The organism is Vibrio sp. CCUG 15886 (genome assembly GCF_028570825.1).
Taxonomy (GTDB): domain Bacteria; phylum Pseudomonadota; class Gammaproteobacteria; order Enterobacterales; family Vibrionaceae; genus Vibrio; species Vibrio vulnificus_B.
Window position 1 is genome coordinate 284,182 of the sequence record NZ_JAQQBT010000004.1, and the last position, 22,872, is coordinate 307,053.

The 22,872-nt window shown below is 45.4% G+C and carries 23 protein-coding genes; 5 read left to right on the forward strand and 18 right to left on the reverse strand.

The window, feature by feature from the left end:
- Position 1: 1 nt before the first annotated feature.
- Entirely contained in the window at positions 2-1,180 is a 1,179-nt protein-coding gene (locus PQQ36_RS11305) for a patatin-like phospholipase family protein (RefSeq protein WP_011080807.1), read from the reverse strand.
- Between the two features lie 15 nt (positions 1,181-1,195).
- Complete coding sequence (cydH, locus tag PQQ36_RS11310) at positions 1,196-1,288, reverse strand: cytochrome bd-I oxidase subunit CydH (protein WP_026060839.1); 93 nt, start codon at positions 1,286-1,288, stop codon at positions 1,196-1,198.
- 125 nt (positions 1,289-1,413) lie between these two features.
- Here cydH and PQQ36_RS11315 point away from each other — a divergent pair, with 125 nt between their 5' ends.
- The 3 genes from PQQ36_RS11315 to PQQ36_RS11325 all read left to right on the forward strand — a co-directional run bounded on the left by PQQ36_RS11315 (position 1,414) and on the right by PQQ36_RS11325 (position 4,020).
- Positions 1,414-2,007, forward strand: a complete 594-nt coding sequence (locus PQQ36_RS11315) for a porin family protein (RefSeq protein WP_225470699.1) — start codon at positions 1,414-1,416, stop codon at positions 2,005-2,007.
- Between the two features lie 454 nt (positions 2,008-2,461).
- On the forward strand, positions 2,462-3,922 hold the full coding sequence (locus PQQ36_RS11320; protein WP_011080809.1) for a sodium-dependent transporter: 1,461 nt from the start codon (positions 2,462-2,464) through the stop codon (positions 3,920-3,922).
- 2 nt (positions 3,923-3,924) lie between these two features.
- Positions 3,925-4,020: a MetS family NSS transporter small subunit gene (locus PQQ36_RS11325; RefSeq protein ID WP_017422301.1), complete on the forward strand. Its 96-nt coding sequence runs from the start codon at positions 3,925-3,927 to the stop codon at positions 4,018-4,020.
- 67 nt (positions 4,021-4,087) lie between these two features.
- On the opposite strand, the gene PQQ36_RS11330 is transcribed toward PQQ36_RS11325, so the two are convergent.
- The 15 genes from PQQ36_RS11330 to yceD form a co-directional block, all read right to left on the reverse strand.
- Positions 4,088-4,489: a hypothetical protein gene (locus tag PQQ36_RS11330; protein ID WP_225470698.1), complete on the reverse strand. Its 402-nt coding sequence runs from the start codon at positions 4,487-4,489 to the stop codon at positions 4,088-4,090.
- Positions 4,490-4,856: 367 nt separating this feature from the next.
- Complete coding sequence (ptsG, locus tag PQQ36_RS11335) at positions 4,857-6,287, reverse strand: PTS glucose transporter subunit IIBC (RefSeq protein WP_011080811.1); 1,431 nt, start codon at positions 6,285-6,287, stop codon at positions 4,857-4,859.
- 443 nt (positions 6,288-6,730) lie between these two features.
- Positions 6,731-7,498 carry a TatD family hydrolase gene (locus PQQ36_RS11340; protein WP_273661222.1) on the reverse strand — a complete coding sequence of 256 codons (768 nt, stop codon included), beginning with the start codon at positions 7,496-7,498 and terminating at the stop codon, positions 6,731-6,733.
- Positions 7,489-8,445, reverse strand: coding sequence for a DNA polymerase III subunit delta' (locus PQQ36_RS11345; RefSeq protein WP_011149972.1), 957 nt, complete (start codon positions 8,443-8,445; stop codon positions 7,489-7,491). Before PQQ36_RS11345 ends, PQQ36_RS11340 begins: the two co-directional genes overlap by 10 nt.
- A gap of 4 nt (positions 8,446-8,449) precedes the next feature.
- Positions 8,450-9,088, reverse strand: coding sequence for a dTMP kinase (gene tmk / locus PQQ36_RS11350; protein ID WP_011080814.1), 639 nt, complete (start codon positions 9,086-9,088; stop codon positions 8,450-8,452).
- Entirely contained in the window at positions 9,085-10,101 is a 1,017-nt protein-coding gene (gene mltG / locus PQQ36_RS11355) for an endolytic transglycosylase MltG (RefSeq protein ID WP_047109075.1), read from the reverse strand. Before mltG ends, tmk begins: the two co-directional genes overlap by 4 nt.
- Positions 10,098-10,901, reverse strand: coding sequence for an aminodeoxychorismate lyase (gene pabC / locus PQQ36_RS11360; RefSeq protein ID WP_047109074.1), 804 nt, complete (start codon positions 10,899-10,901; stop codon positions 10,098-10,100). Before pabC ends, mltG begins: the two co-directional genes overlap by 4 nt.
- A gap of 85 nt (positions 10,902-10,986) precedes the next feature.
- Positions 10,987-12,228, reverse strand: coding sequence for a beta-ketoacyl-ACP synthase II (gene fabF / locus PQQ36_RS11365; protein WP_011149969.1), 1,242 nt, complete (start codon positions 12,226-12,228; stop codon positions 10,987-10,989).
- Between the two features lie 91 nt (positions 12,229-12,319).
- Positions 12,320-12,556, reverse strand: a complete 237-nt coding sequence (gene acpP / locus PQQ36_RS11370; RefSeq protein WP_011080818.1) for an acyl carrier protein — start codon at positions 12,554-12,556, stop codon at positions 12,320-12,322.
- 165 nt (positions 12,557-12,721) lie between these two features.
- A complete protein-coding gene (fabG, locus tag PQQ36_RS11375) occupies positions 12,722-13,468 on the reverse strand; it encodes a 3-oxoacyl-ACP reductase FabG (protein WP_011080819.1) in 747 nt (248 codons plus the stop codon).
- Positions 13,469-13,480: 12 nt separating this feature from the next.
- Complete coding sequence (gene fabD / locus PQQ36_RS11380) at positions 13,481-14,404, reverse strand: ACP S-malonyltransferase (RefSeq protein WP_011080820.1); 924 nt, start codon at positions 14,402-14,404, stop codon at positions 13,481-13,483.
- Between the two features lie 74 nt (positions 14,405-14,478).
- Positions 14,479-15,429, reverse strand: coding sequence for a beta-ketoacyl-ACP synthase III (locus PQQ36_RS11385; protein WP_182290006.1), 951 nt, complete (start codon positions 15,427-15,429; stop codon positions 14,479-14,481).
- 5 nt (positions 15,430-15,434) lie between these two features.
- Positions 15,435-16,460 (reverse strand): phosphate acyltransferase PlsX, encoded by a 1,026-nt coding sequence (plsX, locus tag PQQ36_RS11390; protein ID WP_013572068.1) that lies wholly within the window; start codon positions 16,458-16,460, stop codon positions 15,435-15,437.
- Positions 16,461-16,470: 10 nt separating this feature from the next.
- Positions 16,471-16,641: a 50S ribosomal protein L32 gene (rpmF, locus tag PQQ36_RS11395; RefSeq protein WP_011080823.1), complete on the reverse strand. Its 171-nt coding sequence runs from the start codon at positions 16,639-16,641 to the stop codon at positions 16,471-16,473.
- A gap of 35 nt (positions 16,642-16,676) precedes the next feature.
- The gene (yceD, locus tag PQQ36_RS11400) at positions 16,677-17,201 is read right to left on the reverse strand and encodes a 23S rRNA accumulation protein YceD (protein ID WP_011080824.1); all 525 of its coding nucleotides are present in this window, start codon (positions 17,199-17,201) and stop codon (positions 16,677-16,679) included.
- A gap of 149 nt (positions 17,202-17,350) precedes the next feature.
- Between yceD and PQQ36_RS11405 the strand changes: the two genes are divergently transcribed.
- The gene (locus PQQ36_RS11405) at positions 17,351-17,935 is read left to right on the forward strand and encodes a Maf family protein (RefSeq protein WP_047109073.1); all 585 of its coding nucleotides are present in this window, start codon (positions 17,351-17,353) and stop codon (positions 17,933-17,935) included.
- 36 nt (positions 17,936-17,971) lie between these two features.
- Here PQQ36_RS11405 and rluC read toward each other — a convergent pair whose 3' ends face one another.
- Positions 17,972-18,919: a 23S rRNA pseudouridine(955/2504/2580) synthase RluC gene (gene rluC / locus PQQ36_RS11410; protein WP_225470697.1), complete on the reverse strand. Its 948-nt coding sequence runs from the start codon at positions 18,917-18,919 to the stop codon at positions 17,972-17,974.
- Between the two features lie 658 nt (positions 18,920-19,577).
- On the opposite strand from rluC, the gene rne reads away from it, so the two are divergent.
- Positions 19,578-22,688, forward strand: coding sequence for a ribonuclease E (gene rne, locus PQQ36_RS11415; RefSeq protein WP_225470696.1), 3,111 nt, complete (start codon positions 19,578-19,580; stop codon positions 22,686-22,688).
- Positions 22,689-22,872 lie beyond the last annotated feature (184 nt).

The following is a 22,872-nucleotide window of genomic DNA, read 5'->3' on the forward strand; positions in this document are numbered from 1 at the left end:
TTCAGCGGTTGTCATTTGTCTGATTCAACCGTGACAGCATTCTTTGCTGTTTAACCAATTGATACTGTTTAATAAAGCGATAACCGGCCTGCACACCACAATCGTAATCAAACAGCAATTCGTCTCGGCCGCTGAGCAATGAACTGGATCTCAGTGGCGCATCCGGTGTAATTTGAATAATAAACGTATCGTCAGGTGGCTTAGCAAGAAAATCTCGGGTTAACGAATACGTTTGATAGTGCACCATCAGCATATCGGCTAATCCCGAATCAAAATTGTCACCAATCAGATGGCTAAGGCGGTAGATGTTGTCTGCACCAAATAACCAACGCCCCCCGTTCAACAAGCGAAATTTGTGATCGGGAATCGCTTGAGAATCGGCAATTTGTTGTTGAAAGAACAAGCTCCAATCTTCACGCCAGCGGCTCACCCTATCCTGCCATTTCAACTGCACATTACCGAATGAATTACGAAACCAATCAGCTTCTCTCGGTTTCATCTCATTAAGATTAAGAGGCGCAGTATTCTCGGTTGCACTAAACGGTTCGGTTCGGATCACCACAATAGAACGGGCATTACGCCGCCACGGCTCCTGAACCGGAACGGACGCCGATACCCCACCGTCCACATACTCGTTGCCATTTATCATCACAGGCTTCGCATATAGCTTAGGAATGGCACACGTTGCCAGCATGGTGTCGTGCCATATCGGACCAAACATTGGCAAATAACGGTCAGTCAATGTCGATGTTTCCGTCACCGAAGCATACGCTTGTCGTTCACCCAATATGGTTTCACCAAGATCAAGATCCAACTTATAGGGATAAGAGCGAATTTTATCCAATGCCCATTCTAAACCCAGATATTGCTTCTGCCGAATGTAACCAAATAGGTTAAAAAACTCAGAATCCGTGGTGAGATCGAGTATGAAGGCTTTTCCTAATCCATGCTGACGACACAAGTAAGCACACAAATTTAAAGCGCCAGCAGAGGTACCATAGAACTCATGGAAAGGGTCAAAATCAGAGAGGATGAAAGCATCTAAAACGCCAGCAGTGAAAATACCTCTTTGGCCACCCCCTTGGGCAACCAAAGATGTTTTTCCCTGTTGGTATTTGGCGTACCGCTCTATGTCAAGATTGGTGTAACTGTTCGTGACAATACCACTGTTTATTGCCATCGGCGTTACCTAAATTTAAGCGGCAGTGATCGCAATAAAACCAAAAGAGAGTAGAACTGCAAAGACAGTTGCTGTGATGATTAGGGCTGCTTTTAGATCGTGTTCCATAAACACCTCCAACTTGTAACAAAGTAATAACAGTAGTATGAGGGATGTCTGGAAAATGTCTAAAGATGTCATACAAATTTGACGTTAGCATCACAAATAAACAGTTGGCGAAAAAGGAATTTATCATGTTAAAACATCTCTCCCTCCTCAGTTGCACACTCTTACTTATGTTTGCGCCACTGGCATCAGCCAACAAACTGATTGTAACGCCTTTTGTTGGTTATACCTTTGGTGGTGCTGTTGAAGATGAAAATCAAGACACATTCGATCTCAATGCCGCGCCAAACTACGCCATCGCCATCGAAACCCCTCTGGATAAGGGACGAGTTGGTCTGTTCTACTCCTATCAAAGCTCGGAAGTGGATGTCATCAAACAAGATTATGGTTTCCACTATTTATACTTCCAAAGCAGCATTTACTATCCAACAGATTCTGGCTTAAGCAGTTATCTCGGTATGGGACTCGGTGCCTCTTACGCTGATGTAGATTGGGCAGATGACAAAGTTGGTTTCTCCACCAGTATCTTGGGCGGAATTGAATACCCAATTACCAGTAATTTGCTGATTTCAGCTCAAATTCGTTGGCTAGGAACGGTGGTCGACAATGACTCAAGCGCCGCCTGCGTTGTGCCCACCACGGGACAAAACTGTGTCATTCAATTTGAGACCGATTGGGTAAACCAATTTCAATCTAATTTAGGATTAACCTTCAAGTTTTAACATTAATACAACAAAAATATTCTGGTGGGCGTATAAAAATCAGTTATACGCCCTAAATGTTTAAAAAAGCAACATACACCAGCAACAACCAACAAACCAACACATTCCACTAAAAAGACCACAAAACACCATTACTTAACTTTGCATACACACTAAAAAGCAAAATAAAAACCAAATATAAATCCAAATTTAACAATTACATTCTATTGCTTAACGCAAAATAAATCGCTACTCTCCACCTTACGCGACAGTTGAATATTTCAACCAACGCAAACACACATCAAATAAATTGGAATTTAATTCTAAATTTTCTCTCTTGATTCGACACAAAAACTAACAATGACATTAACATTAGGTTAATTGCTCGAATACAGTATGAAAGACCGTTTTTCATACATACTCGTCATTCAAAGAGAAAAGCTTCATTCCTCAGGGAGTCGTAAAGGAGTTAGTTATGAAGCGAGAACAATGGGGATCCCGAGCGGGATTTATTTTAGCGGCAGTCGGTTCAGCGATCGGTTTAGGCAATATTTGGCGTTTCCCATATATGGCTTACGAGAACGGTGGCGGCGCATTTTTTATTCCTTACCTTTTTGCCATGATCACCGCAGGTATTCCCTTTATGATCCTAGAGTTCAGTATGGGACAAAAATACCGCGGCTCAGCGCCAGCAACCTTAGGTAAAATCCACCCTAAATTTGAATGGTTAGGTTGGTTCCAAGTTGGCGTAGCGGCCGTTATTGCAGTGTACTACGTCGCCGTTATTGGCTGGGCAATCTCCTACTTTGGCATGTCATTTACACAAAGTTGGGGAAGCGATACCAACGCCTTTTTCTTCAGTGAATATCTGGCACTTGGCGATAACTCACCAACTAATCTAGGTTCCATTCAATGGAAAATTGCTTTGGCAATGCTGATTGCGTGGGGGATCACCTATGCCGCCATCGTGGGTGGCGTAAAATCTGGCATTGAGCGAGCATCGAAGATCATGATGCCGATTCTTTTCATCATGGTACTGCTGTTGATTGGTCGTATGATCTTCTTACCCGGAGCTTTGGATGGTGTGAACTACATGTTTGAGCCAGACTTTAGCAAGATTTGGGACGTTAAAGTATGGGCGGCAGCCTACGGGCAGATCTTCTTTACCCTCAGTATTGGTTTTGCCATCATGCTGGCTTATTCAAGCTATCTACCTGAGAAATCGGACATCACAAATAATGCTTTCATGACCGTATTAATCAACTGTGGTTTCTCGATTCTTGCGGGTATTATGATTTTCTCGGTACTGGGCTATATGGCGCAAGAACAAGGCAAACCAATCACGGAAGTGGTGTCTGCTGGTGTGGGCCTCGCATTTGTTACGATCCCGGCAGCCATTAACTTGTTACCCGCTCCTTACATCCTTGGCCCATTATTCTTCTTAGCATTGGTGGTGGCAGGTCTAAGCTCGCATATTTCAATCATGGAAGCGGTCACTTCTGCGCTTATCGACAAACTAAACTGGAGCCGCAAAAAAGCGGCCACTATTGTCATCGGTAGTGGACTGGTTGTCTCTATGGCATTTGCAACCAACGGCGGTTTGTTACTACTCGATCTCGTTGATCACTTTGCAAACAACGTCGGTATCATGGCCGGTGGTTTAGTTGAAATCGTACTAATGGCATGGCTGCTCAACAAAGTGGCCGATGTTCGCGAATACGTGAACAAGATTTCCGATTTCACGATTGGTACTTGGTTCGATGTTTGCCTGAAATTCATTACCCCAGCGGTTCTTGCTGTGATTCTAGCCACCAAGCTGATGACGCTGTTTACCGAAGGCTACGGTGGTTATGACTTGACGCTTGGCTGGGCAATTATCGCAGCGCTGTTTGTGATGGGCTTTGTTATCAACGCAACAAATCGTAAGGAAGCATAATTATGGCAACGAGTGCAATTATCATGATGCTGATTGGTCTTGGCATTACCTGGGGTGGTGCAGCCATCTGTATTAAACGAGCGATGGACAAACAATAACTTGTCTCTTATTTCTCGATAATACTGCACATAAATGAAAACCGGCTTAAGCCGGTTTTCTTGTCTTCTAAAACTGATATTTAATGCCTACCGCACCGCCAAGCTGCAGTTCTGCACCTTTATATAAACTGAGCTCTGGTTGTATTTGACCATACAGGTCCCACCCGTGGGTGAGATCCCAATTGAGTCCCAACGGTACTCGAAAGCCAAAGTCATCATTCCACTCAGCCCACCCACCTACGCCAACATACCAAGTCACAGGGGTATCTTGATTAAACGTGCCTTTTTTGGCGAGGTAATCAAATGCTAAACCATCATTACCAATCACCCCTCGGTACTGCTGATTCAATTCAATCACGACACTTAACTGCTGGTCAACTGCCATACCGACAGCAAGGTCGGTCTTTTGTTCTGCAGCTAGAGTAGCGAAAGGAAATAAACAAAGAGAAGCCACTAACCACTTTTTCATCTACACGTCCTATTAATAAAAAACAAAAGCTGTAAACATCGCCACAGCTCAGGTTTTGCGTTGCTCTGTAATATCAGTGATGCAATTTTGTCCGCATAGCCATATCGCCATGTCAGCCAACGGTTAGCCCTACGATAATTCGTTGCAAATGAGGTGGTGAAGATTCAGGGAAAGAGGTACCCAAATAACTTGGGTTGCTGGTAAACGGCAAATGAATGAATCCCCTTGAGTACAGATACACGATGTGAGGGTGCCTGGCAGGCGACTCAGTGAACAAACGTAGCCTGATCGCTGCAGCTTCAAGTAGGAAAGGAACAATAAAAAAGGAGGCCTCAGCCTCCTTTTGTCAATCAATGAGTGTTAGGGATTAACCGTGGTTACGGATCCACTCATCCATTTCAGTTTTTAGGTTGTCAGATTTAGTACCGAAGATAGCTTGAACACCACCTGCAACGACAACAACACCTGCTGCACCTAGCTTCTTCAATTTATCTTGGTCTACTGCTGCTGTGTCAGCAACAGCCACACGTAGACGTGTGATACATGCATCTAGACCTGTGATGTTTGCTTTACCACCGAACGCAGCAACCAATTCACCAGCAAGGTCTGAGCCAGAAGTTGCAGTTGCTTCTTCTGTTTCATCTTCACGACCTGGAGTCTTAAGATCCATCGCTTGAATAACGAAGCGGAATACTACGTAGTAGATAGCTGCGTAAACGAGACCAACACCAATCATCAGACCCATCTTCTGCGCGTTACCAGATAGAACTAGGAAGTCGATCAGACCGTGAGAGAATGAAGTACCGTGTACAAAACCTAGAGTGTTAGCAACAACGTATGCAGAACCCGCTAGTAGAGCGTGGATACCGTAAAGTACAGGAGCAACGAATAGGAATGAGAATTCGATTGGCTCAGTAATACCGGTTAGGAATGAAGTCAGAGCTGCTGACGCCATGATACCCATTACTTTCGCGCGGTTCTCTGGCTTAGCACAGTGTGCGATAGCGATCGCTGCTGCTGGTAGACCAAACATCTTGAACATGTAACCACCCGCTAGCTGACCAAAGCCATTGCCCGCAGCACGAGAAGCTTCATCTGCAACTAGGTAACACGTTAGAACACCATTTTGAGCTTCGCCTGCAGCGTTCACACAGCTACCCGCTTCGAAGAAGAATGGTACGTTCCACACGTGGTGCAGACCGAATGGGATAAGAGAACGTTCAACAATACCGTAGATACCGAATGCAACTTGTGGGTTCTGATGGGCAGCCCAATCAGAGAAAGAAGCAATAGCACCACCGATTGGAGGCCATACGATGGATAGTAGGATACCAAGAGCGATAGCCGTGAAACCAGTGATGATTGGCACAGCACGCTTACCAGCAAAGAAGCCTAGGTATTCTGGTAGTTGAATCTTGAAGAAACGGTTGAATGCCCAAGCAGCAACACCACCGACTAGGATACCACCAAGGACACCTGTGTCGATTTTTTCAACGCCCATTACGCCAGCCATAACTGCAAGTGTTGCTGTCATGATGCCGTAACCAACGATCGCAGCTAGACCTGCTACGCCGTCATTATTTGTAAAGCCAAGTGCAACACCTACAGCAAATAGTAGTGCCATTTGACCAAATACAGAACCACCCGCCTGCTCCATCAGATTTGATAAGATATCTGGAATGAAACTAAGGTCGGCAGCACCCACACCTAGTAGAATACCCGCAACTGGTAAAACTGATACTGGTAGCATCAGCGCTTTACCAACTTTTTGCAGGTTAGCAAAAAGGTTCTTAAACATGTTTATGCTCCTGATTAATTTATTAGTATTTTGGGTTCTAACGGCACACCCCCGTAGCCTAAATGTTAGCACCCTATGAAAATGTAACCACATGTTGCATTATATTTTCCGCCTCTAAATATATCTTGATGCCCCTCAAACTTTCTACAGAGTTACGAAAATTAGTTTCAAAACAAGTCACGGATCACACACAAATAAGCCTATCAATAGGCTCACATCAGATCATATATCATTGTTTTATATGAATTATTTTAATAACACTATTAATTTCGATGGGTAAATAAAATTGATTGCAATGTTATTTTTAGTAACAAAATTACATTTGATTAAATTTCGACAATTTCAATCAACAGATTTAGTTAACAAGAAAAATTAATTTACTTTATGGGGTTAAAAATAAAAAAAGAGAGCATTTGCTCTCTTTTTAATCAATATTTCTTTTTCTATCGCAAAAAAAGATTTTTAAAGTTTTGGGTGGTTTTTTCACCAACACTTGCTAAGGAAATGTTTTTAAGCTGTGCGATATATGCAGCAACTTCGATAACATAGGCGGGTTGATTCTCTTTGCCCCTATGAGGTACAGGTGCCAAGTACGGAGAATCGGTTTCGATCAACAACCGTTCCAAAGGAATGTGTTTTACAACCTCTTTAAGCTCCGTTGCTTGTCTGAACGTGACAATTCCAGAGATAGAGATGTAAAAACCGAGCGCCATTGCCGCTTCAGCAAAAGCAAGATCTTCGGTAAAACAGTGAATCACGCCACCGCATTTGTCTGCCCCCCCATTGTGAAGAATGGCTAAGGTATCTTCTCTCGCTTGCCTCGTATGGATAATCAGTGGCTTATTCAGCTCAACCGCGAGTGCAACTTGCTGTTCAAAACGTTCACGCTGCAATGCTTGCGTCTCTGGCTTATAGTGATAATCAAGACCCGTTTCACCAATAGCCACAACTTTAGAATGCGAGGCATAGGCTTTCATTTTGCCCAAGCAAAAGGGACTTTCCACGTCTAATGGGTGCACTCCACAAGAGGCGTGTACGTTGTCAAAAGGCTCAATGAGCTCAAGCATTTTTGGAAAAGAATCCAATGTCACACCGACAGACAGCAATTGCTCCACATTTACCTGCTTGGCTTTGTTGATCACGTCAGCAACATCTATGTGCAGATCATCGTAATTCAATTTGTCTAGGTGACAATGAGAATCTACAAACATAATGCCTCTCTAGTTTCGATTAACCAGTTGATGATCATCAGTTCTTCGTTTAAACCCGAAAACTGATGTAACTGTTGATTTAATTGATTGAGTTTTACCATTGAGGTTTGTAATCCGCTCAAAGGCAGTTGCCCTAGCGCGTGACTACCTTGCAATGTTTCTTCATTTTGCAAGCCAAAATGAACCTTCTGCGCATCAGAAAGCAGTAACCACAACCACGAGAGATTACGTAACGTCGCGGCTTGAATTGTCTGACATAGTGACACGTAGTCAGAATCCGCCTGAATTAAGAAATCCACAAACTGTCTTTCGAGTTTTTCATAGTGTTGAAACTCTGATTCTTTTGCCATGTGCATTGCCGTCACGGGCGAGTAATGAGCCAGTTTCAAAAAGGACTCATTCACGATGACCCCTTTTTGCTGCAACCATTGCATTGACTCCGAGACCGCAGGAGGCGTAATGCTCCACTGCTGACAACGGCTGATGATAGTGGGCAACAACCGTTTCTTATCGTGGCAAATCAACAAAAATAGGCAGCTCCCAGACGGCTCTTCCAATGTTTTCAACAACGCATTTGAAGCCGATTCGTTCATCGCCTCCGCAGGTTCGATAACAAACAAACGATATCCGTCCATTTGAGAAGATTCTTGTGCCTGACGGTTACATTGGCGTATCTGCTCAACAGTAATAGCCTTGCCTTCTTTCTCTGGCCTAATGAAATGAAGATCAGGATGGTTTTGCGACTTTAACAGCTCGCAACTATGGCAAAAGCCACAACCCTCATCAGGGTATGTCTTACACAGCAAAGCCGCCGAAAACTTTTCGATAAGCTCGTCAACACCGAGCTCAACGTCAGATTGCAACAAGATGGCACCAGGTAACCGCTGTGCCGACATGGCGGACTGCAGCCCTTGCCATGTCGATGCTAACCAAGGATAGTGTGTCAAAACCTTAATCCTGTAACTGTTCTAGCCAAAGGTTGAGCGCAGATCGAATGTCGTTTGCGACCTGCTCAATGCTTTGCTCTGCGTTAATCGTAACGATAGACGCATCGCTCTTCGCTAACTCCAAATAACGCTGACGTGTTCTTTCGAAAAAGCTGATGTCCATTTTTTCGATGCGATCGAGCTCTCCTCGCCCTCTCGCTCTCTCCAAGCCCACTTTAGGATCGATATCCATATACAGAGTAAAGGCTGGCTTAAACTCTCCTAATGCCGTGTCACGCAGATTTTTCATTAGTGTTGCATCAATTTGACGACCACCGCCTTGGTACGCTTGGGAAGAGAGATCATGACGATCACCCACCACCCACTTTCCTTCGTGTAGCGCAGGCTTAATGACATTCTCAACTAACTGAACTCGTGCCGCGTAGAGCAGTAGCAGCTCAGTCATGTCATGCAAATGCTCGCCAGGATGCTCTTCCTTCACCAGAGCTCGCATCTTTTCCGCCAAAGGTGTGCCACCCGGTTCACGCGTTTGCGCAATCTCATTAATCCCTGCTTGGCGTAATGTGTCCAAAACCGTTTGAATTGCCGTGCTTTTCCCAGCGCCTTCTAAACCTTCAATGACGATAAATTTTGCTTGCTTCATCTTTTCTTCAATTCCCGCAGATATGCTCTTACTGCTCTATTATGTTCAGCTAATGTTTTTGAGAACACATGCCCACCCTTACCGCTAGCGACAAAGTAAAGATAGCTGCTGTTCTCTGGATTTAATGCGGCTGCGATAGAGGCTTCTCCCGCCATCGCAATCGGCGTCGGTGGCAATCCGTTAATCACGTAAGTATTGTATGGCGTTGGCGTGCGAAGATCTTTCTTGCGAATGTTGCCATCGTAGGCCTCCCCCATGCCATAGATCACCGTAGGGTCCGTTTGCAAGCGCATTCGCTTATTTAAGCGGTTCACAAATACAGACGCAACTCGCTCTCTTTCTTCATCAATAGCCGTTTCTTTCTCAATAATGGAAGCTAAAATTAGCGCTTCATAACTGTTTTTTAGCGGCAACTTATCTTGACGCTGCTGCCAATGTTTATCCAGCACTCGATTTAACTTCTCATGTGCGCGTTTGAGTAACTCAACATCAGAAGTGCCGTAGGTATAGTGATAGGTTTCCGCAAGAAAAAGGCCTTCAAGCTTTTCATAGGGAATCTCCAGTCGCTTGGCAATTTCTGCTTCGCTCAAACCTGCCAATTCATGAACCAAATAAGGGTCTTGTGCCATCTGCACCATCCACTCTTGGAAACGACTTCCCTCGACAAATGTGATAGTAAATTGATGTTCTTTGCCAAGATTGAACACTTCCAACGCTTGATAAAGCGACATCTCTGATTCGATTTGGTAGGTACCTGCTTTTATTCGAGTAATTTCTGGGTAGAGTTTTGGAATTAAGCGCGCCAGAGATGTGGGTTCATCAATCCAGCCTTTCTCTGTCAGTATGGCCAATGTGCGGCCAAAACCACTTCCTGAAGGAATGGTGATGATCTCACTGCCCTCGAGTTTGAGCGGTTGGTTAACGTAGGTTTTGGTTTGCGAATATGCCCAAAAAGTAGCAACGCCTATCATCAACGCGGCAATAAAGAGCAGCCCTATTATTTTTTTTATCACGAGTTAAAAATTCCTTGAAAATATCGTGTTGTGGTACCAATTGGGTAACGGGTTTCGAGAATCTGATTGATCGGAGCAACACTCAGTAAAGAGTTGGTCATGAATACTTCCTCAGCCGCCAATAAAGAGGACAAGTCTGCTTTGATTTCCTGACACGCTATCGCACGACGTTGTGCTTCGCCCATCACCAAGCGACGCATCACACCAGATACGCCACTTAAAGTGAGATCGGGAGTAAAAAGTACGCCATTCTTAACCCAAAAAAGATTGGCTATTGTAGTTTCAATCACATGGTTTTGCACATTAATCGTCACCCCATCTAGGTAACCCAACGCATCGAGTTCCCCTTTGCAAAGAACTTGCTCAAGACGATTATTATGCTTGTGTCCTGCAAGAATAGGATTGATACCGAGTGGTGTTTGACACACACCGAGCTCTACACCATGTTGTTGCCATTGGGAATAATGAACAGGATAGGAAAAACTCGAGATGGTAACATTTGGCGTAGCAACACCACTGGGACTGTAACCGCGACCGCCTTCTCCGCGGCTAATGTGCAATTTCAACCCACCTCGTGCATCCGGTAACGCGGCCTGGTGTAGCCACTGTTCAACCAATGCCCAATCAGGGAGAGGAATAGAAAGAACCTGTAAGCACGCTTCCATACGTTCAATATGTAATGGCCAATGCTCGATTTGGCCATTCAATGTTTTCATGGTGGTAAAGCAGCCATCACCATACTGGAATGATCGGTCTGAGAGAGAAACTTCCGTTGCTACAACGCCATTGACCCAATACATGCTATCTATATCCCAATAAAAACAAAACGGCTTAATGCTAAGCATCAAGCCGTTTAAATACAAGTTTCAGAAACCTAAATGAGTGTTAGATTTTCTTAAATACGAGTGAGCCGTTTGTTCCACCGAAGCCGAATGAGTTACAGATCGCGTATTCCATATCCACTTTCTTCGCAGTATGTGGAACAAGATCAATATCCAAACCTTCTTCTGGATTATCCAGGTTAATGGTTGGTGGAACGATCTGATCAACCAACGACAACACGGTAATGATCGCTTCAACAGAGCCAGCAGCACCAAGTAGGTGGCCGGTCATAGATTTTGTTGAAGATACTTTAACTTGTTTTGCGCCCTCTTCACCAAGAGCACGTTTTACGCCTTTAATTTCAGCCACATCGCCTGCTGGTGTTGATGTACCGTGAGCGTTCACATAACCCACTTGTGTACCAACAATACCTGCGTCACGCATTGCCGCTTCCATCGCTAGAGCGCCACCAGAGCCGTCTTCGCTTGGTGAAGTCATGTGATAAGCATCACCCGACATACCAAAGCCAACCAGCTCAGCGTAAATTTTTGCGCCACGTGCTTTTGCATGTTCGTACTCTTCAAGTACCATGATGCCAGCACCATCGCCTAATACGAAACCATCGCGATCTTTATCCCAAGGACGAGACGCTTTTTGTGGTTCATCGTTACGAGTAGAAAGAGCTTTCGCCGCACCAAAGCCAGCCATACCAAGCGGTGTTGATGCTTTCTCAGCACCACCAGCAACCATAGCATCAGCATCGCCGTAAGCGATCATTCGCGCTGCATGGCCGATGTTATGCAGACCAGTAGTACATGCAGTAGAAATCGCGATGTTCGGACCGCGCATGCCACGCATGATAGATAGATTACCTGCAACCATGTTTACAATAGTTGAAGGAACGAAGAATGGGCTAACTTTACGTGGGCCTTTTTCAACTAAAGCGGTGTGGCCAGCTTCAATAAGATCAAGACCGCCGATACCAGAGCCGATCGCAACACCAACGCGGTGTGCGTTTTCATCCGTAATTTCAAGACCTGAATCGTCTAAAGCCTGAATACCTGCTGCAATGCCGTACTGGATGAAGAGATCCATTTTACGTGCATCTTTTTTAGACATGTATTCTTCGCAGTTGAAGTCTTTTACCAAACCGGCGAAACGGGTAGAGAAGTTAGTTGCATCGAAATGTTCGATATTGACGATACCACTTTTGCCTTCAAGCAGGGATTTCCAGGATTCTGCTACGGTGTTGCCAACCGGTGACAACATACCCATGCCAGTGACAACTACACGACGCTTGGACACGATATAATTCTCCGGGGATTGAATTTCTATGAGAGGATAGAAGAAGTTAGAAAAAACACAGGCGGTCTAGGTGACCGCCTGGGGGAGATGATTACTGAGCGTTCGCAGTTACGTAATCGATCGCAGCTTGAACAGTTGTAATCTTTTCAGCTTCTTCGTCAGGGATCTCAGTGTCGAATTCTTCTTCTAGTGCCATTACTAGTTCAACGGTGTCTAGAGAATCAGCACCTAGGTCGTCTACGAAAGAAGCTTCGTTTTTAACTTCAGACTCATCAACACCTAGTTGTTCAACAATGATTTTCTTTACGCGTTCTTCGAGGTTGCTCATTTTTCTTTTCCTTTACAGAGTTCGCTTTATGCGATGTTTTCCGTAGTTTATTCAAACTATTAAAAGTTGCAAGACCAACTTTTCTGGTCAAACCACAATTTACGCGATTTTAACCGATTTTCATTACATATTTGACCTAAATCATGCACAGACAGTGAACATAATTTAGACCATATACATTCCGCCGTTGACGTGCAGTGTTTCGCCAGTGATGTAAGCAGCAGCTGGCGACGCCAAAAATACCACAGCTTCCGCAATTTCACGAGGATCACCAAGACGACCTGCTGGAACATTCGCCAAAGTGGTCGCACGTTGCTCATCATTTAGAGCACGAGTCATATCTGTCTCAATGAAACCTGGCGCTACAGTATTGACCGTTACACCACGAGATGCAACTTCACGAGCCAATGATTTTGTGAAACCAATAACACCCGCTTTCGCAGCCGCGTAGTTTGCTTGGCCTGCGTTACCCATTGTGCCAACAACAGAACCAACGTTGATGATGCGGCCATCACGTTTTTTCATCATGCCACGCATCACTGCTTTAGAAAGACGGAAAATAGACGTTAGGTTAGTGTCCATGATGTCGTTCCACTCGTCATCTTTCATACGCATAAGCAGATTATCGCGTGTGATACCTGCATTATTAATCAAGATGTCGACAGCGCCGAATTCATCATTAATCGCTTTTAGTACGCTTTCAACCGATTCAGCATCCGTCACATTCAGAGCAAAGCCTTTGCCATTTTCGCCTAGGTATTCTGAAATTGCCGCTGCGCCGTTTTCTGAAGTCGCGGTACCAATTACTGTCGCGCCACGTGCAACCAGAGTTTCTGCGATTGCGCGACCGATACCTCGGCTCGCGCCCGTTACTAACGCAACTTTACCGCTTAGGTTTAATAAGTCAGTCATTTTTATTCCCTATTACTTTACAGCGTCAAGCGATGCAACATCGTTTACTGCCGCTGCTTCTAGTGATTTGACAATACGTTTTGTCAAACCTGTCAATACTTTACCTGGGCCCATTTCAAGCAATTTTTCGACACCCTGTGAACTCATTAGTTCCACACTTTCAGTCCAACGAACTGGGCTGTACAGTTGACGAACTAGGGCATCTTTGATTTTCGCAGGGTCGGTTTCTGCAACCACATCCACGTTGTTGATCACTGGCAGCTGTGGGGCTTTGAATTCGATAGATTCCAGTGCAACCGCAAGTTTCTCTGCTGCTGGTTTCATTAGTGCACAGTGTGAAGGCACAGATACTGGAAGAGGAAGAGCACGTTTAGCGCCCGCTTCTTTACACAGTGCACCCGCACGCTCTACTGCGTCTTTGCTGCCTGCAATCACCACTTGGCCAGGAGAGTTGAAGTTCACTGGAGAGACCACCTCGCCTTGCGCTGCTTCTTCACAAGCTTTGGCAATCGCTTCATCATCTAGGCCGATGATCGCGTACATCGCGCCAGTCCCTGCTGGTACGGCTTCTTGCATAAGTTGACCACGAAGCTCGACAAGTTTGATCGCTTCTTGGAAATCAATCACGCCAGCACACACTAATGCTGAGTACTCACCCAAGCTATGGCCTGCCAAGTTTTCTGGTTGAGCAAGACCTAATTCTTGCCACACTCGCCAGATCGCTACCGACGAAGCCAGCAATGCCGGTTGAGTGCGGAACGTCTGATTCAAATCTTCCGCAGGACCGTTTTGTACCAGTGCCCATAAATCGTAGCCAAGCGCTTCTGACGCTTGTGCAAATGTTTGTTTAACGATTTCATACTGTTCGCCAAGATCTGCCAGCATACCAACTGCTTGAGAACCTTGACCTGGAAATACGATAGCAAACTTGCTCATAGTAATTTTCCTTAACCGAAGCTAAATAAAATGCTGTTACTACTCACGAGCAACAGCAAAATTAGAATTCTTAATTAAAAGCGAACTAATGCCGAACCCCAGGTGAAACCGCCACCAAAGGCTTCTAGTAGTAGCGTCTGACCACGCTGAATACGCCCATCACGCACGGCCTCATCTAATGCCGTCGGTACGGTTGCCGCAGAGGTATTGCCATGACGATCAAGGGTAATTACCACTTGTTCGAGCGACATAGACAGTTTTTTCGCCGTCGCTGAGATGATCCGGTAGTTCGCCTGATGTGGAACTAACCAATCCAACTCAGATTTATGCATGCCGTTCGCTTCTAGAGTATCTTTCACCAGTTTCGATAACTGAGTCACCGCTACTTTGAATACTTCGTTACCCGCCATGTGTAACCATTTGTCGGCATCTTTGCCGCGCTCAGGTACTTCTAAGCTAAGAAGATCGCCAAACTCACCATCCGCGTAGATGTGAGTAGACAGAATACCCGGCTCTTCGCTTGCTCCAACAACCACAGCACCGGCACCATCACCGAATAAGATAATGGTCGAGCGGTCCGTTGGATCGCAAGTTTTCGATAAAGTATCAGAACCAATAACCAGTACGTTTTTACACATACCCGTTTTAATATGTTGATCAGCAATAGAAAGTGCGTAGACAAAGCCAGAGCACGCAGCAGCTAAATCGAATGCAGGACAACCTTTGATGCCAAGCTTTGCCTGCACCTGACATGCAGATGAAGGAAAAGTATGGCTTCCACTTGTCGTCGCGACGATGATCAGGTCAATATCATTTTTGTCGATACCTGCCATCTCAATCGCGTTTTGAGCCGCATAAAAACCCATATCAGCTACCGTTTCATTTTCAGCAGCAATACGACGCTCTTTAATACCAGTTCGGGCAACAATCCACTCATCACTTGTCTCTACCATTTTCTCTAGATCGGCATTGGTGCGGATCTGAGATGGCAGGTAGCTGCCAGTACCTAAAATTTTGCTATACATGAAGACTAATAATGCCTCTCGAGTAAAACCGCTTCCAAACGATCGCTTATACGGCTTGGTACTTGTCGTTTGACCTCGTGTACCGCCTCACCAATCGCATTAACTAAGGCAGATACATCAGCACTTCCATGACTTTTTATGACAATGCCGCGCAATCCTAGCAAACTTGCGCCGTTATACTGGTCGGGGTTCAGTGTTTTTAGTTCATTAAATAGCTCAGAAAACAATATTCTGGCTATCCAACCCTTGATCGACGAAGCCATCATGCTGGTTTTTATTTTTTCGATAAACAGCTGCGCAGTTCCTTCGCTGGCTTTTAGGCAGACGTTGCCAACAAATCCATCGCATACAATCACGTCTGCTGCGTTTTTTAAGATTTGGTTTCCTTCAATGTAGCCGACAAAGTGAACCGCTTGCGTTTGTGATAGCAGTTCAGCGCAACGCTTCACCAAATCATTGCCTTTCGTTTCTTCTTCACCCACGTTCAACACCGCGACTCTTGGAGCACGGTTTAAGTGCTCTTCAGCAAGCGCAGAGCCCATGACAGCAAACTGAAATAAGGTATCCGCATCACACGAAACATTGGCACCAAGATCCAACATCCAACTGCGACCACCCGTTACGGTTGGTAAAGCGGAGATCAATGCAGGTCGGTCGATTCCCGGCAGCAATTTGAGAATAAAACGAGAAAGCGCCATGAGTGCGCCGGTGTTGCCACCGCTGACGCATGCATCTGCGGTTGAGTCCGCAACAAGCTCGATTGCGTGTCGCATTGAACTGCCTTGGCTGTTGCGCAGGGCTAAAGAAGGCTTTTCGGAATTAGAAATCATTCGATCACAATGCTGAACGCTCAGACGAGCATCAGGTTTGCAACCTAATAAGGAAAGTTGGGACGTGATCTGTTGTTGATCACCTGTAAGAATCACTTTTAGCTCTGGGAAATGAGACAGTGCCTGCACGGCGGCAGGCACTGTGACGCGTGGACCGAAATCCCCGCCCATTGCATCAAGTGCAACGGTAATACTTTGCAAAGGGTCAACCTTACTTGTTGATAACCTTTTTGCCACGGTAGTAACCTTCAGCGGTTACGTTGTGACGTAGGTGAGTTTCACCTGAAGTCGCGTCTACAGATAGTGCAGCTGTAGTTAGCGCATCGTGTGAACGACGCATGCCACGCTTAGAACGTGTCTTACGGTTTTGTTGTACGGCCATTGACCCTACTCCTATGTTATGGTTCAGCTTAAAGCTTAGCGCTTTAGGCTTTTTAAAACGTCGAACGGATTTGGTTTTGTTTCCTCAATTTCTTCAGGAATCTCACCAAAAACCATGTTATTTGAATCAACGCTGCAATCCGCTTCGTCATGCATTGCAATTTGAGGTAATTCTAAGATGAACTCGTCTTCAACAAGTTGAATAAGGTCGACTTCGCCATATTCGTTAAGATCTACCAAATCGTAACATTCTGGGGCATCTTGCTCACTTTTCTCACTGTAGTAAGGAGTATAAGTGAACTCTACTTCACACAGATGCGTGAAGGTCTCATTACAACGTTGACATTCTAAACCGACTTCGATGTTAGCTTTACCAGAGATAACAACAAGTCGCTGTTCATCTATCTCAAACGACAAATAGACTTCTGCGTCGCGTTTTACGCCTTCGGTCATTTCAGCTAGACGCTTAAACAGACTGGCTTGGATGATGCCATCGTAATCCAATCTCTTCTGCGCGGCTTTGGCTGGATCCACCGTTCGCGGTATTTTTACCTTTTGCATAGGGCGCGAATATTATCTTCCAAAAAGAATTTAGTCAAAGGAAAAGGCAAAAAAGTTGTACTTTTTTGCGCTTGTTATACAGAGCATTAGCATGCTCCAACGGGAATCCGTTATGCTATGAAGAATGCTCCGTCAAATTGTAAGCCAAAATGGAAAATTACCAACTAGTTTTAGCGTCTACCTCACCATTTCGTCAGCAACTGCTGGAAAAACTGGCAATTCCTTTTTCAACTCTCTCTCCAAACTGCGATGAGACCCCACTGGAAGGCGAGTCCCCACAACAGTTGGTCTTGAGACTTGCCGAAAGCAAAGCGCAATCCTGTCAAATCAACCAACCAAGCTTGGTGATAGGCAGCGATCAAGTGTGCGTTATTAACGGTAACATTGTTGGTAAACCTCATAATCGACAAAATGCCATCGCACAACTGACCGCTCAAAGTGGCCAATCCATTGTGTTTTATACCGGGTTGGCGGTTTACAACAGCGAAACCGGAGAAACACGCTCTTGTATTGATGAGTTCAAAGTGCATTTTCGCCCACTGACTCAAATTCAAATTGAGCGCTATGTGGATAAGGAGCAGCCATTCTACTGTGCCGGCAGTTTCAAAAGCGAAGGATTAGGAATTGCTTTGTTTGAGAAGTTGGAAGGCAAAGATCCCAATACCTTAGTTGGCCTCCCCTTAATCGACCTCATTGACTTACTGGCTCAACAAGGCATGCAGGTTTTGGGTTGATACAAAAAAGGGATGATTCACTCATCCCTTTTTTCCTTATCGACTGATTCGCAATGATTGAACGACCTTTTCCAACTGCTCACCCATCGGCGCGTTGATTTCCATTGGTTGTTCTGTCGCCGGATGTGTAAAACGAATATTGGCGGCATGAAGGAACAAACGGTTCAGTCCATGCTGAGCGGTATAAGCATCGAAACGTCGATCACCGTATCTGTCATCCCAGGCAATTGGATGACCACTGTATTGTGTGTGCACTCGGATTTGGTGTGTGCGCCCCGTAATTGGGCTGGCTTGCACTAGGGTTGCCTGTGGAAACTTTTCAATCACTTTGAAACGCGTTTCCGATGGCTTACCGTTTGGATTGACGCGCACAATGCTGTTCACTTCGTTTTTCAGTAATGGGGCGTTAACCACTTTACAGCTGTTTTTCCACTCTCCCATCACCAGCGCAAAATAGTATTTCTGTACTGTTTTCTCACGAAACTGCGCTTGCAAATGACGCAGAGCTGACCGTTTTTTTGCCACCAAAAGAATACCAGAGGTATCACGGTCGATGCGATGCACTAGTTCAAGAAAGCGCGCTTCTGGTCGCAGTGCACGTAGTGCTTCGATAGCACCAAACTTGAGACCACTTCCACCGTGGACGGCGGTACCTGACGGCTTATTTAACACCAACAGATGATCGTCTTCATAAATGATCAAATCTTGCAATTCCGCGACTTTGTTTAGTTTCGTACTCGGTGCCGTTTCAGGATCTTTTTTCTCAAGTGTAACCGGTGGAATGCGAACAACATCACCAGCAGCCAATTTATACTCGGCCTTAACTCGCTTTTTGTTTACGCGCACTTCTCCCTTACGCACGATTCGATAAATCATGCTTTTCGGAACATCTTTCAGTTGGTTGCGTAGAAAATTATCAATACGCTGCCCTGCCATATCTTCATCAATATCGACGATTTGGACTTTAGTTCTTATTTCATTCATGGCGCTATTCTAAAGGTGAATTTGCTGGGCCTGCTGACTTGTTGTGATACAAGCATCGAGCAAGTCATTATTATGGCAAACTTGTGCTATCTGTTCGCAAAGCCGCACATTTTAGCGGTTTTCCACGACTAGGAAAACCGTAGAATTTTTGCTGGCCGTGTAACAGAGCAGTTCAAAGTTACTCACAGGTTACTAATAACCCAATCGTTGTTTATTAAACAATCAGTTAGCGAACGCAAAATTGAATGAAACACGAAAAAATTTCATCGTTTGCCGCAATGCTCGTTGCTGATATTAGCGTCCACTGCTATAGTTCACAGCTGCGAAGGTAGGTCTGGTTGAATTTTATGCAAAACCGACCATTTATCCACAAGCAAATGAGTAGTTTGTTGGTGTTTGAATGCAGCAATTGGCGTAAGACATATCAAAACCGACATAACTGTCACGCTACTCATCGCACACTCATGTTGAGTAATTACCGATATTAATGCGGCTCACAGGCAATTTTTTGTTTGTGATGACTGACGTGCCCTTAGAGCATCCCCTTCCAGCCGGGAGGCTGCAACGCGTAAACCACGGGATCAGGCACCATGAGATAGCGATATTCAGTGACAGGTAATTAAAGACAATAAAAGATAAAGACAACGAGAAATTATCAATGAAAAGAATGTTGATTAACGCAACTCAAAAAGAAGAGTTGCGTGTCGCTTTGGTTGATGGCCAGCGACTTTACGATCTAGATATCGAAAGTCCTGGACATGAGTCAAAAAAAGCAAATATCTATAAAGGACGTATTACCCGTGTTGAACCTAGCTTGGAAGCTGCATTTGTAGATTACGGTGCTGAGCGTCACGGTTTCCTTCCTCTAAAAGAAATTGCCAAAGAATACTTCCCAGATGGTTACTCTTACCAAGGTCGCCCAAGCATCAAAGAGGTGCTGACTGAAGGTCAAGAAGTCATCGTTCAAATCGAAAAAGAAGAACGTGGTAGCAAAGGTGCAGCACTGACCACCTTTATTTCCCTCGCGGGTAGTTACTTAGTTCTTATGCCAAACAACCCACGTGCTGGCGGTATTTCCCGTCGTATCGAAGGAGATGAGCGCACCGAATTAAAATCTGCATTAAGCACACTGGAACTGCCTCAAGGTATGGGTCTTATCGTGCGTACGGCAGGTGTTGGTAAGAGCGCTGAAGAGCTAGAGTGGGATTTAAACGTTCTGCTTAAGCACTGGGCCGCCATCAAAGATGCTTCTGAATCCAATCCAGCACCTTTCTTGATTCATCAAGAAAGTAACGTCATCGTTCGTGCGATCCGCGACTATCTACGCCGTGACATTGGTGAAATCCTTATTGATAGCAACACCATCTATGAACGTGCCAAAGAACACATTCAGTTGGTTCGCCCAGATTTTGTTAATCGCGTGAAGAAGTATGACGGTGAAGTGCCACTGTTTAGCCACTACCAAATTGAAAGCCAAATCGAATCGGCTTTCCAACGTGAAGTGCGTCTGCCTTCCGGTGGCTCTATCGTTATCGACCCAACAGAAGCACTGACGTCTATCGATATCAACTCTGCTCGCGCGACAAAGGGCGGCGATATCGAAGAAACCGCACTGAACACCAACTTAGAAGCTGCAGACGAAATCGCTCGCCAGTTGCGTCTTCGTGACCTTGGTGGTCTTGTGGTGATCGACTTCATCGATATGACCCCAGTACGCCATCAACGTGAGGTAGAAAACCGTCTGCGTGAAGCCGTTCGTCTCGATCGCGCTCGCGTTCAAATCGGTCGTATTTCTCGCTTTGGTCTATTAGAGATGTCTCGTCAACGCTTGAGCCCTTCTCTTGCAGAAGCAAGTCATCATATCTGTCCTCGTTGTAGTGGTACAGGTGTGGTTCGCGATAACGAATCTCTTGCGCTTTCTGTTCTTCGTCTTATCGAAGAAGAAGCACTGAAAGACAACACAGCACAAGTATTGGCTGTTGTGCCAGTGCCTATCGCCTCTTACCTTCTTAACGAAAAACGTCGCTCTGTGAACCACATTGAACGTATTCAAGAAGTGAAGATCACCGTTGTTCCAAACTCGGATATGGAAACGCCGCATTTCGAAGTGATTCGTGTACGTGAAGGCGAAGAAGTGGATCTGCTTTCTTACCTGCTACCGAAGAAACTCGAAGCAATGAAAGAAGCGGAAGGCAAAGAGAGCCCAGAGACTGAATACAAACCGAAGAAAATCGAAGAGCCGGTGCTTAAAGGTTTTGCTTCTCCAGCTCAATCTGTACCAGCACCTGCGCCAAAAGCAGCAGTTGCTAAAGTGGCAAATGAAAAACCACAGGCAGAAGAGAAACCAGGTTTGTTTGGTCGCTTAATCAAAGCATTGGGTAGCTTCTTATTCGGTTCTGCTGAAGAAAAAGTAGAAGCAGAGAAGACCGAACGCAAAGATGAGCGTGAGAAAGGCAACCGTCGTCAAAAACGTGACCGTAACGATCGTCGTCGTAATAACCGCGACAACAGCCGTGAAAGCAATCGTGATCGTGATGGCAAACGTCGTCAACGCAATCGTGATGAAAACGTCGTTGAGACTCAAGACGAAGCAATCAAACCACGTTCTCAGCAAAAGCGTAAGCAAAAACCTGCTCAAAACAAAGCAGACAATGCAGTAGAGAGCAAAGCAAACGCGAAAGTGGCAGAGAAAGGCCTACAGCTTGCAGCCGAAGCACAGGGTGCTTCTAAGCAAGAAGGTCAGAAAACGCCAAGCAAAGCGGAGAAAGTGAAAGAGCGCCGTCAGCGCCGTAAACTCAACAAACCTGTTCGCGTGAAAGATCAGCTAGAACAAGCTGAAGAAACGCTTATGGATGCAGCTCCGGTCGTTGAAGCAGAAACCTTTAACAAGCAAAACACACCTGCATCTGAGAAAGCAGAGAAAGTGGTTGCTGACACTGTCGATGCAATGGACAACAGCGAAAGCGAAGAAAAACCACGTCGTAATCGTCGTTCTCCTCGTCATCTACGTGCAAGTGGACAACGTCGTCGTCGCGGTCGTGATCGTCGCCCTAACCCATTCCGCCTACGTAAAGGTGGGGTTGCTTCTCCAGAAATGGCCATGGGCAAAGTGATGCCTCGTTACATTCCAAAACCAGTTGCTAAGAAAGAAGAGATGGTTAAGGAAGAGGTTGTAACAGCCGTTGCTGCAGTACCTGCAATGCAAAGTGGCGTCGCATGTCCAGAAATGGCGATGGGTAAAGTGATCATCCGTCGCGATATCACCGCGGCTCAAACACCGACTGAAACGAAACCAAAACGTTCTAAATCTCGTAACAACAAGCCAGCGAAAGCAGCCGTTGTTGAAGTGGTTACTGAAGAACCAACGGTAGAGAACGCGGTTGTAGCACCGATTCAAGAAACTGAAGTTCAGAAAATCGAGCCTCAAGTTGAAAGTGTTTCGCAACCAGTAGAACAGGTTTCTGTAGAAATTACAGAAGTGGTGGCAGAAATCGTTGAAACTACTGAGGTTGTCGCTGAGGTGGAAAGCGCAACGGAAACAGTTGCAAACGAAACTGAAGCAACTGTGGCAGTAGTCGAAAGCTCTATCAAGGTAATTAAAGCGCAAGCTTCAGCACCGATGACTAAGGCACCTGGCCCTCAAGAGCTTATTGAGATCCAAGTTGTCGCGGCACCATTTAAAGCAGAGCGCTATGCACAGCGTGGTGCGGGTAGCCAAGTGGCGACAAGTCAAGCCTCAGCGGCAATGACAAAGCCAGAAATGGTGTAACGCTTTAAGCTAAATGAACAAGGGCCATCTTCGGATGGCCCTTTTTATTGCTTGTAAATATCCATTCATCGTCCTAATCATTATTGAACTTAATCACACTTTTCTGTAGCATCTTGCGACTCAGCTTTTCGGCACGGGTGCAAACAAGCTCTTTTTTCCTCAATCAGCGAATCTCAATCGCGGA

What these genes read in the sequence shown, in the direction of transcription:
- rne (WP_225470696.1), top strand. Translation starts at nt 19,578, where the DNA reads ATGAAAAGAATGTTGATTAACGCAACTCAAAAAGAAGAGTTGCGTGTC.
- fabD (WP_011080820.1), bottom strand. Translation starts at nt 14,404, where the DNA reads ATGAGCAAGTTTGCTATCGTATTTCCAGGTCAAGGTTCTCAAGCAGTT.
- PQQ36_RS11340 (WP_273661222.1), bottom strand. Translation starts at nt 7,498, where the DNA reads ATGTTTGTAGATTCTCATTGTCACCTAGACAAATTGAATTACGATGAT.
- yceD (WP_011080824.1), bottom strand. Translation starts at nt 17,201, where the DNA reads ATGCAAAAGGTAAAAATACCGCGAACGGTGGATCCAGCCAAAGCCGCG.
- PQQ36_RS11330 (WP_225470698.1), bottom strand. Translation starts at nt 4,489, where the DNA reads ATGAAAAAGTGGTTAGTGGCTTCTCTTTGTTTATTTCCTTTCGCTACT.
- rluC (WP_225470697.1), bottom strand. Translation starts at nt 18,919, where the DNA reads ATGAATGAAATAAGAACTAAAGTCCAAATCGTCGATATTGATGAAGAT.
- PQQ36_RS11325 (WP_017422301.1), top strand. Translation starts at nt 3,925, where the DNA reads ATGGCAACGAGTGCAATTATCATGATGCTGATTGGTCTTGGCATTACC.
- rpmF (WP_011080823.1), bottom strand. Translation starts at nt 16,641, where the DNA reads ATGGCCGTACAACAAAACCGTAAGACACGTTCTAAGCGTGGCATGCGT.
- tmk (WP_011080814.1), bottom strand. Translation starts at nt 9,088, where the DNA reads ATGAAGCAAGCAAAATTTATCGTCATTGAAGGTTTAGAAGGCGCTGGG.
- PQQ36_RS11315 (WP_225470699.1), top strand. Translation starts at nt 1,414, where the DNA reads ATGTTAAAACATCTCTCCCTCCTCAGTTGCACACTCTTACTTATGTTT.
- pabC (WP_047109074.1), bottom strand. Translation starts at nt 10,901, where the DNA reads ATGTATTGGGTCAATGGCGTTGTAGCAACGGAAGTTTCTCTCTCAGAC.
- ptsG (WP_011080811.1), bottom strand. Translation starts at nt 6,287, where the DNA reads ATGTTTAAGAACCTTTTTGCTAACCTGCAAAAAGTTGGTAAAGCGCTG.
- cydH (WP_026060839.1), bottom strand. Translation starts at nt 1,288, where the DNA reads ATGGAACACGATCTAAAAGCAGCCCTAATCATCACAGCAACTGTCTTT.
- fabG (WP_011080819.1), bottom strand. Translation starts at nt 13,468, where the DNA reads ATGACTGACTTATTAAACCTAAGCGGTAAAGTTGCGTTAGTAACGGGC.
- PQQ36_RS11385 (WP_182290006.1), bottom strand. Translation starts at nt 15,429, where the DNA reads ATGTATAGCAAAATTTTAGGTACTGGCAGCTACCTGCCATCTCAGATC.
- PQQ36_RS11405 (WP_047109073.1), top strand. Translation starts at nt 17,351, where the DNA reads ATGGAAAATTACCAACTAGTTTTAGCGTCTACCTCACCATTTCGTCAG.
- PQQ36_RS11305 (WP_011080807.1), bottom strand. Translation starts at nt 1,180, where the DNA reads ATGGCAATAAACAGTGGTATTGTCACGAACAGTTACACCAATCTTGAC.
- PQQ36_RS11320 (WP_011080809.1), top strand. Translation starts at nt 2,462, where the DNA reads ATGAAGCGAGAACAATGGGGATCCCGAGCGGGATTTATTTTAGCGGCA.
- acpP (WP_011080818.1), bottom strand. Translation starts at nt 12,556, where the DNA reads ATGAGCAACCTCGAAGAACGCGTAAAGAAAATCATTGTTGAACAACTA.